Consider the following 12,279-nt stretch of genomic DNA (forward strand, 5'->3'; position numbering starts at 1 on the left):
CCCCGATCACGGCGTCCCCACGCCAGGATCCCCATGTCCACAGCCCCGCAAGGGTGACCGCAAAGACGCTCCCCGCCCTGCAAGCGGTTGCGCGGGGCGGGGAGGAGATTCCTGCGGCGATCTTCCGTCGCCGGGGCGGCCTGGTTCAAGTGGTCCGGACCATGCTTCTGAACACATTTCTTACGCGGATCCTACAAACGGCGCTCAGCAGAACTCCGACGCCACCAGCTCCGCGATCTGCGCGGTGTTCAGCGCGGCTCCCTTGCGCAGATTGTCCCCGCACACGAACAGTTCCAGCGCGGTGGGGTCGTCCAGGGCCCGCCGCAGCCGGCCCACCCAGGTCGGGTCGGTGCCCACGACATCGGCGGGGGTGGGGAACTCACCGGCGGCCGGGTCGTCGCACAGCACCACGCCGGGTGCGGTCGCGAGGATCTCCCGGGCGCGGTCGACCGTGACCTCGCCCTGGAAACGGGCGTGCACGGTCAGCGAGTGCGTGGTGATCACGGGGACGCGTACGCAGGTGACGGCGACCGGCAGCTGCGGCAGCCCGAGAATCTTGCGGGCCTCGTCGCGGACCTTCATCTCCTCCGACGACCAGCCGTCCTCGCGGAGCGAGCCGGCCCACGGCACGACGTTCAGCGCGACCGGTTCCGGGAACGGCCCGGTGTCCTCGCCGACGGCCCGCCGTACATCGCCGGGCTTGGTGCCCAGCTCGGTCCCGGCCACCAGGGACAGCTGGGCCCGCAGCGCGTCCACGCCGGCCCGCCCGGCCCCGCTCACCGCCTGGTACGACGACACCACCAGCTCGCGCAGCCCGAACTCGGCGTGCAGCGCGCCCAGGGCGACGATCATCGTCAGGGTCGTGCAGTTGGGGTTGGCGATGATCCCGCGCGGGCGGGTCCGTACGGCGTGCGGGTTGACCTCGGGCACCACGAGCGGCACCTCGGGGTCCAGCCGGAAGGCGGCGGAGTTGTCGACGACGACCACACCGCGCGCGACGGCGATCGGCGCCCACTGCGCGGCGACCTCGTCCGGAACGTCGAACATCGCGATGTCGACGCCGTCGAAGGCCTCCTCGCTCAGGGCCACCACCTCGACCTCCTCGCCGCGCACGGCAAGCTTGCGGCCGACCGAGCGCGGGGAGGCGATCAGGCGGATCTCGCCCCAGATGTCCGCGTGCTGGGACAGGATCTGGAGCATGACCGCGCCGACGGCTCCGGTCGCTCCCACGACCGCGAGCGTCGGCTTACCGGTCATGGTCATACGCCTCCGTGCGTCGTGGCGACGGTCATCGGCCGGTGCCGCCGTAGACGACGGCCTCGTCGGTGTCGGAGTCGAGCCCGAAGGCGGTGTGCACGGCGCGCACAGCCTCCGGCACGTCGTCCTTGCGGGTGACGACCGAGATACGGATCTCGGAGGTCGAGATCAGCTCGATGTTCACGCCCGCGTCGGACAGCGCCTCGAAGAAGGAGGCGGTGACCCCGGGGTTGGTCTTCATACCCGCGCCGACCAGCGAGATCTTGCCGATCTGGTCGTCGTAGCGCAGGGAGTCGAAGCCGATTCCCGGACGGTTCTTCTCCAGCGCGTCGATGGCCTTGCGGCCCTCGGTCTTCGGCAGCGTGAAGGAGATGTCCGTCAGCCCGGTGGAGGCGGCGGACACGTTCTGCACGACCATGTCGATGTTGATCTCGGCATCGGCGATGGTCCGGAAGATCGCGGCGGCCTCACCCGGCTTGTCCGGCACGCCGACGACCGTGATCTTGGCCTCGGAGGTGTCGTGCGCGACACCGGAGATGATGGCCTGCTCCACCTTCTTGTCCCCTTGCTCGATCGGTTCACTGCTGACCCACGTGCCCTGCAGCCCACTGAAGCTGGAGCGGACGTGGATCGGGATGTTGTAGCGGCGGGCGTACTCCACACACCGGTGGAGCAGGATCTTGGATCCGGAGGCCGCCAGCTCCAGCATGTCCTCGAAGGAGATCCAGTCGATCTTCTTCGCCTTCTTCACCACGCGCGGGTCGGCGGTGAACACGCCGTCCACGTCGGTGTAGATCTCACAGACCTCGGCGTCGAGCGCGGCGGCGAGCGCCACGGCCGTCGTGTCGGAACCGCCGCGCCCCAGCGTGGTGATGTCCTTCTTGTCGGCGCTCACACCCTGGAACCCGGCGACGATCGCGATGTTGCCCTTGTCCAGCGAGTCCCGGATCCGGCCGGGCGTGACATCGATGATCCGGGCTTTGTTGTGGACCGAGTCGGTGATGACGCCTGCCTGGCTGCCGGTGAACGACTGGGCCTCGTGGCCCAGGTTTTTGATCGCCATCGCCAGCAGGGCCATGGAGATCCGCTCTCCGGCGGTCAGCAGCATGTCGAATTCGCGCCCGGCAGGCATCGGGGAAACCTGCTCGGCGAGATCGATCAGCTCGTCCGTCGTGTCGCCCATCGCGGAAACGACGACGACAACCTGGTTGCCGTTCTTCTTCGCTTCCACGATCCGCTTGGCGACGCGCTTGATGCCTTCGGCATCGGCTACGGAGGAACCTCCGTACTTCTGCACGACAAGGCCCACGTGCGCTCCTCGCTCGGTTCGTTTGTGTCGGCTCAGTCTAACGAGCGTCCGAAATCCACCACCCTGCTCCCGCATGGTGAGACATCAGACGTCCGCGTCCGGCATCTGCCCAGCCTCGGCCGGACCACGCGGAAAAGTGCCCCGGGTCACAGTCATGGCCGCATTAAATTTCAACCATCACGGATGCGGTACGACAGATGCGGTACGACGGATGCGGTACGACGGGTGCGGGGGTACGGCATGGCGGAGATCTGGCTCACGGGGATCGTCCTGCTCGGCGGATGTGTGCAGTGGCTGACCGGCATGGGCTTCGCCCTGGTCGCCGTACCGGCGCTGGTGCTGCTGCTCGGTCCCGCCGACGGGGTGGTGCTCGCCAACTGCGCCGCCGGCGCCGTCAGCGTCGTGGGCCTGGCGGGCGGCTGGCGCCGGGTCCGCCCGGCGGCGATGGTGCCGCTGTGCCTGGCGGCGGCCTGCACGGTCCCGGCGGGCGCCTGGATGACCCATCAACTCCCGCGCCCCGTCCTGCTGTTGGTGATGGGCGCCCTGGTGACGGTGGCCGTCCTGCTGGTGCTGCGCGGCGCCCGCGTCCCGGCCCTGCGGGGCGGCAAGGGAGCGGTGACGGCGGGCGCGCTGGGCGGCTTCATGAACGCGGCGGCGGGCGTGGGCGGCCCGCCCGTCTCCCTCTACGCCCTCAACGCGGGCTGGACGGTACGGGAGTTCGTCCCCAACGCCCAGTTCTACGGCGTCGTCGTCAACGCGTTCTCCGTCGCGGCGAACGGCACGCCCCGCCTGACCGGCGCGCAGTGGGCGGCCGTCTGCGCCGCGATGACGACCGGCGCGGTGATCGGCCACGCCATCGCCGGCCGCATCCCGGAGCACCGGGCCCGGCAGCTGGTCCTCACGCTGGCCCTCGCGGGCGGCGCGACGGCGATGACGAAGGGTCTGTGGGGGATGTGGCCCGGTCGCTGAACTGAAGCCGGGGCTCAAACTCCGGACTACGCCCCGAGTGCGGTCATGTGGCCGGAACGGAAAGGTCTACTTCCCCGACTTGATCCCCAGGGGGCCGCCGATCTCCTCCGCCATCACGCGGCCCGCCTCGAACTCCAGGGTCTCGTCACCCATGGCGGCCTGGTCGGTGTCGAGGCCGTCGAGTTCTTCCAGGGGCTGATTGAGGCGGACGTGGATGAGGACGGACTGCAGGGCGCGCAGGACGGCGGAGGCCGTGGGGCCCCAGTTGGAGAAGTAGGAGAACTGCCACCACCACAGGGCTTCCGTGGTGCGGCCGGCGCGGTAGTGGGCCATGCCGTGGCGCAGGTCGGTGATGACGTCGGCGAGGTCGTCGGAGATCCGGGCCGGGACCGGTGCCTTGCGGGGCTCGTACGGGTCGAAGACCTCGGAGTAGACGTCGACCGGCTCCAGCAGGCGGGCCAGGTTCTCGCGGAGTTCGTCCACGTCCGGCTCGGGGCCCAGATCGGGTTCGTAGCGCTCGTCGGGGACGATGTCCTCGTGCGCGCCGAGCCGGCCGCCGGCCAGCAGGAGCTGGGAGACCTCCAGGAGGAGGAAGGGCACGGTCGAGCCCGGCTCGTCGCCTCTCGCCACCTCTGTGACGGCCACCAGGAAGCTCTCGACCTGGTCCGCGATCTGGACCACGAAGTCGTCCGGGTTCTGCGTCGAGTCGTGCAGTGTGGCGTCAGACATCTAGGAGTCGTCTCCCCTCGAAGGCGCGGCCGAGAGTGACCTCGTCCGCGTATTCCAGGTCGCCGCCCACCGGGAGGCCGCTGGCCAGGCGGGTGACCTTCAGGCCCATGGGCTTGATCATGCGGGCGAGGTACGTCGCCGTCGCCTCGCCCTCGAGATTCGGGTCCGTCGCAAGGATCAGTTCCGTGACCGTCCCGTCGGCCAACCGCGCGAGAAGTTCTCGTATACGCAGGTCGTCGGGACCGACACCCTCGATCGGGCTGATGGCGCCGCCGAGCACGTGATAGAGGCCGCGGAACTCGCGGGTGCGCTCGATCGCGACGACGTCCTTCGGCTCCTCCACCACACAGATGAGCGAGGGGTCACGGCGCGGGTCACGGCAGATGTTGCACAGCTCCTCCTGCGCCACATTGCCGCAGGTCGCGCAGAAGCGGACCTTCGCCTTGACCTCCATGAGCGCCTGCGCGAGCCGCTTCACATCCGTCGGCTCGGCCTGCAGGATGTGAAAGGCGATCCGCTGCGCGCTCTTGGGACCGACGCCGGGCAGCCGCCCCAACTCGTCGATGAGGTCCTGGACCACGCCTTCGTACACCGGATTGCCCTTCCTGGAGACCTTTCGGTTCGTACCGTAGTTGGCCCGGCCTCAGAACGGCAGACCGGGGATGCCCGTGCCGCCGCCGAGGCCCTGGGCCAGCGGGCCGAGCTTCTGCTGCTGGAGCGACTGCGCGTTCTCGTTGGCCGCCTGTACGGCCGCCACGATGAGGTCGGCGAGGGTCTCGGTGTCGTCCGGGTCCACGGCCTTGGGGTCGATCCTCAGCCCCCGCAGCTCACCGGCACCGGTCACGGTGGCCTTCACCAGACCGCCGCCGGCCTGCCCCTCGACCTCCGTGTTCGCCAGCTCCTCCTGCGCCCGCTGAAGATCCTGCTGCATCTTCTGGGCCTGCTGGAGCAACTGCTGCATGTTGGGCTGGCCACCACCGGGGATCACGATCAGCTCCTCTGCGTTCTTCTCCTTGAGCATGAGCCTACGTGGTCCACGCCCCCGTCGCTCCGCCACTCTTTCGAGTGAGAAGTCACCGAGGCCTATACCTGATCAAGACCCTCTTCCGGGCGGAAAAGCTGGGAAAGCTCCCTCTTCGCCACCCATTGGGAGGTAGGAAGGGTGCCGCACGTCGGCATGATGTGTCACGCTGCGTGACCGGTCGTGATCAGTGATCAGTAGGGAGTGCCGGGTGGGTCAGCCGGAGATGCAGCCCGAGGGTCCGCCACAGGACGGGCGGGGCGAGGGCGCGGCCGGGCTGCGGCCGGGCGATCTGACCGGGCGGGCCTTCCCGCTCGGGGACTGGGGGGAGCCCGCCGAGCGGCTCGACGAGCTGTACCGGTGGGTGGAGCGCGGGGCGCTGGAGACGGCGTCCTGGTATCTGCGGGACCGGATGTGGAAGCGGCGTGGCGCGCGGGCGCTGCGGTCGGCCGCGGCGGCGGGCGCGGTGGCCGGTGCCGCGCTGCCGCTGCTGGATCTGGCGGGCGCGGCGCGCGGGGTGGCGCCATGGGGCTGTCTGGCGCTGCTGATCGCGGTCTCCTGCGCCGGCGTCGACCGGTTCTTCGGCGTGACGTCGGGCTGGATGCGGGACGTGGCCACGGCCCAGGCGGTGCAGCGCCGCCTGCAGGCGTTGCAGTTCGACTGGGCCTCCGAGAGCATCCGGGAGGTGCTGGGCCCGGCGGAGGGCACGGCGAGCGAGGCCTCGGAGCGGTGCCTCGGCGTCCTGCGGCGCTTCTCGGAGGACATCACGGAGCTGGTGCGCACGGAGACGACCGACTGGATGGTGGAGTTCCGCACCGGGACGGCGCCGCTGGGCATCCAGGCGGCGGTCACGTCCGTGCCACGGCAGGACGCGGGGGGCTCCGGAGGACGCCTCCCCCTGCCCCCGGCGAACGGAACCCGCCCGAACATGCCGCGCCAGCGACCACCGGAGCCTCGGTAGAGAGCCGGGGGGCTCTAGGTCCTGTCGTCCGGGGTGGCGCTGCGGTTGGGATGGACCTCGCCCTCGCGGATACCGCCGATGAGCCGTATGTCCCGGCCGACGTCACCGCCCGACAGCGGCACCAGCAGCTTGAAGTGGTCGCCCCGGTCGAGCGGGACGCGCGGGATGCGCAGGGTGTTGCCCTCGTAGCCGAAGCCGCGTCCGGCGGTGAAGTGGTCCATCAGATGGTCGGTGTCGGTCGGCTGGGTCACCGAGACACCGCGGATGGTCCGGTCCGTGAACACCGAGGTCAGACCGTGCTGTTCGGGACCGGTGCAGTCGTCCCCGTCGATGCTCTGCGAGCCGTCGTTCTCGATGCGCGGCAGGACGAGCGTGGCGTCCGACATGCCCGGCGTCTCGTCGAACAGGCCCAGCCGCCGGTTGGCGCGCCAGACGTTCAGACGCCTCACTGCTTGGTGTACAGCAGGCTCGCCTCGCCGCCCTCCTGCACCCGCTTCAGCGTGCCGTTCGGCAGCAGGGTGACCTCGGTGGCCCCGCCCGGGGTGCAGGAGGAGGCGGGTTCGCCGCTGGTGACGGTGGACGGGCCGATGTCCAACGAGCCGTCGGCACCGGGCTGCCTGGCGAGCTTGGCCTCGAAGACACAGTGGTACATGCCGCCGCTCGGCGTCGGCCCGTCCGCGACCAGCGTCAGCACGCTGTCGCCCACCGCGCCCTGCCGGATGGTCAGCCGGCGGGTGTTGGTGCCGTCGGCGGCGTCGATCGCCGTGCTCCATGTGCCCAGATAGCCGCCCGGAACCGCCCCGCCCGTGGGCGCGGAGCCGGAGGCGGACGGGGACGCGGAGCCGGACGGCGTGGACGCGGTCGGGTCGGACGCCCCCGAACCCCCGTCGGCCGGCGCGGGGGCGGCGCTCCCGCCCGCCGTGCCGTGGCCGGTGCCGCCGTTGTTCATCAACGCGTACACCGAGCCGCCCGCGCCCAGCGCCACCACCAGGGCGACCACGACGAGCAGCGCGGTGGACCGCCCGTTGCGCCGCTCCGGCTCCTGCGCCCCGCCGGGGGACGTCGCCCCGTACGACGGCGTGGCCCCGAGGCCCCCGTCATAGGGCCCACCGCCATAGGACCCGTCGCCATAGGACCCACCGACTGCGTAGGGCCCGCGCCCATAGGGCTGGTACGGCTGTGGATGGCCGTGGGCGCCACCCGACTGGGGGTGCCGCGGTGCCCCGTACCCGTACGTCCCGAAGCCGGGGGCGGCCGGCGACGCCGGTGGCGGGGCCTGCCCGGACACGGCGGTCGGCAGATGGTCGACGCCCCCGGCCGGCGCGTCCGGGGCGGCGGCGTGCTCGGGCGCCTCCTCGGGATCGGGCTTCGCGGCGGAACCGTCCGTGGCAGCCGATGACGCGGATGGCATGGGTGACGCGGGTGATGTGGGTGATGTGGACGGGAGACCGGTTCCGGACGGGAGAGCCGTTCCGGCCGAAGGCTGGGTCTCCGGGTCCTCGACCTCCAGCAACTGCACGGCGTGCCGGCCCAGTTGGGCGACCAGTGCCCCCGGCAGCCAGGGATCCCGGGATCTCCCCCCGGCCACGGTGTCCTCCGCCCCGGTCCGCTCCAGCAGGGCGTCCAGCGAGGGCCGGGCCGCCGGATCCTTGCGCAGACAGGCCCGCACAAGGTCGGCGATCCCCTCCGGTACGCCCCGCAGGTCCGGCTCCTCCTGGGCGATCCGGAACATCAGCGCGTGCACCCCGCTGCCGCTGGTGCCGAACGGCTGCGCCCCCGAAGCGGCGTAGGCCAGCACCGATCCCAGACAGAAGACATCGCACGCCGGTGTGAGGCGGTCCCCCCGGACCTGCTCGGGCGCCATGAACCCCGGCGATCCGACCAGCGACCCGGTCCGGGTCAGGCCCTCCGAGCCGGGCGAGGTCGTCTCCAGGGCCCGCGCGATCCCGAAGTCGATCAGACGGGGCCCGTCGATGGTCACGAGCACGTTCGACGGCTTCAGGTCCCGGTGCACGATCCCCGCCGCATGGATGTCCTTCAGCGCGTGCGCGAGTCCGGCCGCGAGGATCCGTACCGACCGCTCGGGCAGCGCACCGTGGTCGTGGCCCACGACCTGCTGCAGGCTCGGCCCGGCGACGTACCCGGTGGCCACCCAGGGCACCACCGCCTCGGTGTCGGCGTCGAGCACGGGCGCGGTCCAGTACCCGCCGACCCGCCGCGCGGCCTGCACCTCCTGCCGGAAGCGGGCCCGGAACTCCTCCTGTGCGGCGAGTTCCTCGCGGACCAGTTTCACGGCGACCGTGCGGCCCCGGTCCGACCGGGCCAGGTACACCTGCCCCATGCCGCCCCCGCCCAGCCGTGCCAGCAGCCGGTAGCCGCCGATCCGGCCGGGATCCCCTGTCCCCAGTCTCTCCATGGCCCGCCCCGCCTTCGCCCCGTACACCCCACCGACCCCGCACACGCCACGCATACGTGTACGACGGACCGAGAATAATCCGGCCCCCTCGGGGAGTCGCTCCCCCTTGTGGACAACCTGTCGCGGAATCGCCCCGTCCACAGAACAAGACGCCGATAGGCCTTCCGCATCGCGGACATTTACCCTCGCCGCATGACCCCTCAGCCCAACCCCGACGCCGGCGCCGCAGTGAAAGCCGCGGACCGCGCGCACGTCTTCCACTCCTGGTCCGCGCAGGATCTGATCGACCCGCTCGCCGTCGCCGGCGCGGAGGGGTCGTACTTCTGGGACTACGACGGCAAGCGGTACCTGGACTTCACCAGCGGGCTCGTCTACACGAACATCGGCTACCAGCACCCGAAGGTCGTCGCGGCGATCCAGGAGCAGGCGGCCACGATGACGACCTTCGCGCCCGCCTTCGCGATCGAGGCGCGCTCGGAGGCGGCCCGGCTGATCGCCGAGCGGACCCCCGGCGACCTGGACAAGATCTTCTTCACCAACGGCGGCGCGGACGCCGTCGAGCACGCGGTGCGCATGGCCCGGCTGCACACGGGCCGCCCGAAGGTGCTCTCGGCCTACCGCTCGTACCACGGCGGCACCCAGCAGGCCGTCAACATCACCGGTGACCCGCGCCGCTGGGCGAGCGACGGCGCCGCGGCCGGTGTCGTCCGCTTCTGGGCGCCGTTCCTGTACCGCTCCCGCTTCTACGCGGAGACCGAGGAGCAGGAGACCGCGCGGGCCCTGGAGCACCTGGAGACGACGATCGCCTTCGAGGGGCCGGGCACCGTCGCGGCGATCATCCTGGAGACCGTCCCCGGCACGGCCGGGATCATGGTCCCGCCGCCCGGCTATCTGGCCGGCGTCCGGGAGATCTGCGACAAGTACGGCATCGTCTTCGTCCTGGACGAGGTCATGGCCGGTTTCGGGCGCACGGGTGAGTGGTTCGCCGCCGATCTCTTCGGTGTCGTACCCGACCTGCTGACCTTCGCCAAGGGCGTGAACTCGGGGTATGTCCCGCTCGGCGGTGTCGCGATCTCCCAGAAGATCGCCGAGACCTTCGGCAAGCGGCCCTACCCCGGCGGTCTGACGTACTCCGGGCACCCGCTGGCCTGCGCCGCCGCCGTCGCCACGATCAATGTCATGGCCGAGGAGGGCGTGGTCGAGAACGCGAAGCGGCTCGGCGAGAGCGTCGTCGGCCCGGCCCTGGCCGAATTGGCCGAGAGGCACCCGAGCGTCGGCGAGGTGCGCGGTGTCGGCATGTTCTGGGCGCTGGACCTGGTGCGGAACCGGGAGACCCGCGAGCCGCTGGTGCCGTACAACGCTACGGGCGAGGCGAACGCCCCGATGGCCGCGTTCGCGGCCGCCGCCAAGCAGCACGGCGTCTGGCCCTTCGTGAACATGAACCGGACCCATGTGGTGCCGCCGTGCAATGTCACGGAGGCCGAGCTGAAGGGCTTCGCCGCCCTGGACGCCGCGCTGAGCGTGGCCGACGAGTACACGGCGTAACCGCCGAGTACATGGCGTAACCGAACAGCGGCTGACGTCAGGCCGACTCGAACGCGTAAGGTGACGTGCTCGTACGCAAGAAGTACGCGAGCACGTCATCTACGCCCGAGGAGACTCCGACGATGCCCGGCACCGGCGCCGTGACCCGCAGCACCCTGCGCCAGCAGATCGCGGACGCGCTCCGTGACGAGGTGCTGGCGGGGCGGCTGCGGCCGGGCCGGGCGTTCACGGTCAAGGAGATCGCCGACCAGTACGGCGTCTCGGCCACGCCCGTGCGAGAGGCGCTGGTGGACCTGTCCGCGCAGGGCATCCTGGAGGCCGACCAGCACCGCGGCTTCCGGGTGCCGGAGTACACCCTCACCGACTACCGGAACATGATCGAGGCCCGCAGCCTGGTCACCGACGGCATGTTCCAGGCCCTCAGCACCGGCCATCCCGCCTTCCGCACCCCCCCGGAGGACCCGCGCACGACCGCGGCCCTGGTCACCGTGCGCCGCCGCGGCGAGGAGGCCCAGCGGGCGGCGACGGCCGGTGACCTCACCATCCTCATCGGCTACGACCTGCGCTTCTGGCGCGAGCTGAGCGCCCTGTTCGGCAACCCCTACCTCGGCGACTTCCTCGACCGGCTGCGGGTGCAGTCCTGGGTCTGCGCAGTGCAGCATCTGCTGCGCCTGCCCGATCTGCGCGGCCGGCTGTGGGCCGGGCACACGGACCTGGTCGACGCGCTGGCCCGGCGCGAGGCCGACACCGCCCGCTCGATCGTCGCCGCCTCCAACGCCCACTCGCTGGCGCTGCTGGAACACCTGGCCGGTACCTGAGCGGCCGCAGGGGTATGGGACCCGCACATCACCGATTACCCTGCCCAGACCACCTTCTCTGTGTGAGGAGCCCTCTTTGGCCTGTGACCTGTGGCTGGTCCCGCTCGTGGACGTGTTGTGCCACACGCCGGACAACCCGTTCGCCGAAGAACTCGCTCAGTACAACAACGCGTTGACCGCCGCGGGGCTGCCCCCGGTGCCGGTGTACCAGTACATGCCCGGCCTGTCCGGCGAGGTCGCACCCGTGGCCGGCTTCGACTACGACGCCCTCCACTTCCTGCGCCGCGCGTATCTCCTGCAGGTGTGCGGGCTGGCGGTGACCCCGGTGGACGAACTGGGCGGCGACTACGAGCAGTTGCTGGAGATGTTCGAGTCCACGGCCCAGCAGTCCCACCTGGTCTGGCACTACGACCACGCGGGCGCGTACGTCCCGGTCGACTTCCCGCAGCCGCTGTCCAACGAGGACCTGCTGGCGGGCGGCGGACCGCTCGGCTCCTCGCAGTCGCTGCTGCGGGAGCTGGAGTACGTGGCCCCGACGATCGGTATCGACCCGGCGACCCCTCCGGCGGCCCCGGCCCCGCCCATGGCCCCCACGGAGCTGGAGGAGCCGGCCGTGCCCGCGCCGTACGATCCCAGCCCCTTCTCCCGCGAACGGCATGTGTGGCTCGGCCTGCACGCGGCGGCCACCCGCTCACTGGCCCAGGGCTCGATGATCGTGTTCAGCTGAGCCGCTCCAGGAATGTGTGATTTCACCCACCTGGTCTTGCCGTGGGGGGAAATGCCCACCTACGTTCGAATACATGTCCCCCCACGGCCCCACCTTCGACTTCAGCGTCGACCTCAGTGCGCACGAGATGCTCCGGCGCACCCATGTCATGGCCGCCCTGGGCCCCGACTGGGACCCCGCGGCGGCCCTGCGCGGTGAGGAGGAGGCGCGTGCGCTGCTGTACTCCGGCCTGGACGCCGAGCAGCAGCGCATCTACGACGAGCTGGTGGCGGCCGGTGTGCTCCCTGCGGGATCCGGCGATGCTGCCGCTTGATCCGCAGGCCGACAAGGCCCGGCGCGCCTGGGTGGCGTGCCCGAACTGCGACGACCGCAGCGGCTGCGACACCTGCCGGCAGGGCCGCTCCTGCACCGCGCACTGGCGCTATCTGCTCTCCAACACCGGCAGCCTGCTGCATCTGCAGTGCCCCTCGTGCACCCATGTCTGGACGCACGAGAGCAACTTCGGCGCCACCCGCTCGACCGGCTGA

Annotated in this window: 13 protein-coding genes and 1 pseudogene; 7 read left to right on the forward strand and 7 right to left on the reverse strand. The window is 71.0% G+C overall.

Translation table 11 applies throughout. The annotated features are described in order from the left end of the window. Positions 1 to 204 precede the first annotated feature (204 nt). The gene (locus IE277_RS32750) at positions 205 to 1,257 is read right to left on the reverse strand and encodes an aspartate-semialdehyde dehydrogenase (protein ID WP_189957429.1); all 1,053 of its coding nucleotides are present in this window, start codon (positions 1,255 to 1,257) and stop codon (positions 205 to 207) included. A gap of 31 nt (positions 1,258 to 1,288) precedes the next feature. Next, complete coding sequence (locus IE277_RS32755) at positions 1,289 to 2,566, reverse strand: aspartate kinase (protein ID WP_189957355.1); 1,278 nt, start codon at positions 2,564 to 2,566, stop codon at positions 1,289 to 1,291. Between the two features lie 240 nt (positions 2,567 to 2,806). On the opposite strand from IE277_RS32755, the gene IE277_RS32760 reads away from it, so the two are divergent. Further along, positions 2,807 to 3,535, forward strand: coding sequence for a sulfite exporter TauE/SafE family protein (locus IE277_RS32760; RefSeq protein WP_189957430.1), 729 nt, complete (start codon positions 2,807 to 2,809; stop codon positions 3,533 to 3,535). A gap of 66 nt (positions 3,536 to 3,601) precedes the next feature. Here IE277_RS32760 and IE277_RS32765 read toward each other — a convergent pair whose 3' ends face one another. The 3 genes from IE277_RS32765 to IE277_RS32775 are packed head-to-tail and all read right to left on the reverse strand — an operon-like array spanning position 3,602 to position 5,252. Then, positions 3,602 to 4,264, reverse strand: coding sequence for a DUF5063 domain-containing protein (locus IE277_RS32765; RefSeq protein WP_189957356.1), 663 nt, complete (start codon positions 4,262 to 4,264; stop codon positions 3,602 to 3,604). Then, positions 4,257 to 4,856: a recombination mediator RecR gene (recR, locus tag IE277_RS32770; RefSeq protein WP_189957357.1), complete on the reverse strand. Its 600-nt coding sequence runs from the start codon at positions 4,854 to 4,856 to the stop codon at positions 4,257 to 4,259. Before recR ends, IE277_RS32765 begins: the two co-directional genes overlap by 8 nt. Before the next feature lie 51 nt (positions 4,857 to 4,907). Continuing rightward, the gene (locus IE277_RS32775; RefSeq protein ID WP_189957431.1) at positions 4,908 to 5,252 is read right to left on the reverse strand and encodes a YbaB/EbfC family nucleoid-associated protein; all 345 of its coding nucleotides are present in this window, start codon (positions 5,250 to 5,252) and stop codon (positions 4,908 to 4,910) included. A gap of 244 nt (positions 5,253 to 5,496) precedes the next feature. Between IE277_RS32775 and IE277_RS32780 the strand changes: the two genes are divergently transcribed. Then, the gene (locus tag IE277_RS32780) at positions 5,497 to 6,246 is read left to right on the forward strand and encodes an SLATT domain-containing protein (RefSeq protein ID WP_189957358.1); all 750 of its coding nucleotides are present in this window, start codon (positions 5,497 to 5,499) and stop codon (positions 6,244 to 6,246) included. Positions 6,247 to 6,266: 20 nt separating this feature from the next. Here the strand turns inward: IE277_RS32780 and IE277_RS32785 are convergent. Together IE277_RS32785 and IE277_RS32790 are read right to left on the reverse strand one after the other, a co-directional pair. Continuing rightward, positions 6,267 to 6,674 (reverse strand): annotated as a pseudogene (locus IE277_RS32785) (phosphate ABC transporter substrate-binding protein); the annotation flags it as partial. Positions 6,675 to 6,691: 17 nt separating this feature from the next. Beyond that, a complete protein-coding gene (locus tag IE277_RS32790) occupies positions 6,692 to 8,662 on the reverse strand; it encodes a serine/threonine-protein kinase (protein ID WP_189957359.1) in 1,971 nt (656 codons plus the stop codon). A 192-nt stretch (positions 8,663 to 8,854) separates the two neighbouring features. Between IE277_RS32790 and IE277_RS32795 the strand changes: the two genes are divergently transcribed. The 5 genes from IE277_RS32795 to IE277_RS32815 all read left to right on the forward strand — a co-directional run bounded on the left by IE277_RS32795 (position 8,855) and on the right by IE277_RS32815 (position 12,279). Beyond that, the gene (locus IE277_RS32795) at positions 8,855 to 10,207 is read left to right on the forward strand and encodes an aspartate aminotransferase family protein (RefSeq protein ID WP_189957360.1); all 1,353 of its coding nucleotides are present in this window, start codon (positions 8,855 to 8,857) and stop codon (positions 10,205 to 10,207) included. 122 nt (positions 10,208 to 10,329) lie between these two features. After that, entirely contained in the window at positions 10,330 to 11,025 is a 696-nt protein-coding gene (locus IE277_RS32800; protein WP_189957432.1) for a GntR family transcriptional regulator, read from the forward strand. A gap of 76 nt (positions 11,026 to 11,101) precedes the next feature. Then, the gene (locus IE277_RS32805; RefSeq protein ID WP_189957361.1) at positions 11,102 to 11,752 is read left to right on the forward strand and encodes a putative DNA-mimic protein; all 651 of its coding nucleotides are present in this window, start codon (positions 11,102 to 11,104) and stop codon (positions 11,750 to 11,752) included. Positions 11,753 to 11,825: 73 nt separating this feature from the next. Continuing rightward, entirely contained in the window at positions 11,826 to 12,065 is a 240-nt protein-coding gene (locus IE277_RS32810; protein WP_189957362.1) for a DUF6400 family protein, read from the forward strand. Then, complete coding sequence (locus tag IE277_RS32815) at positions 12,052 to 12,279, forward strand: hypothetical protein (protein WP_189957363.1); 228 nt, start codon at positions 12,052 to 12,054, stop codon at positions 12,277 to 12,279. Before IE277_RS32810 ends, IE277_RS32815 begins: the two co-directional genes overlap by 14 nt.

The organism is Streptomyces alanosinicus (assembly GCF_014650595.1).
Taxonomy (GTDB): Bacteria; Actinomycetota; Actinomycetes; order Streptomycetales; family Streptomycetaceae; genus Streptomyces; species Streptomyces alanosinicus.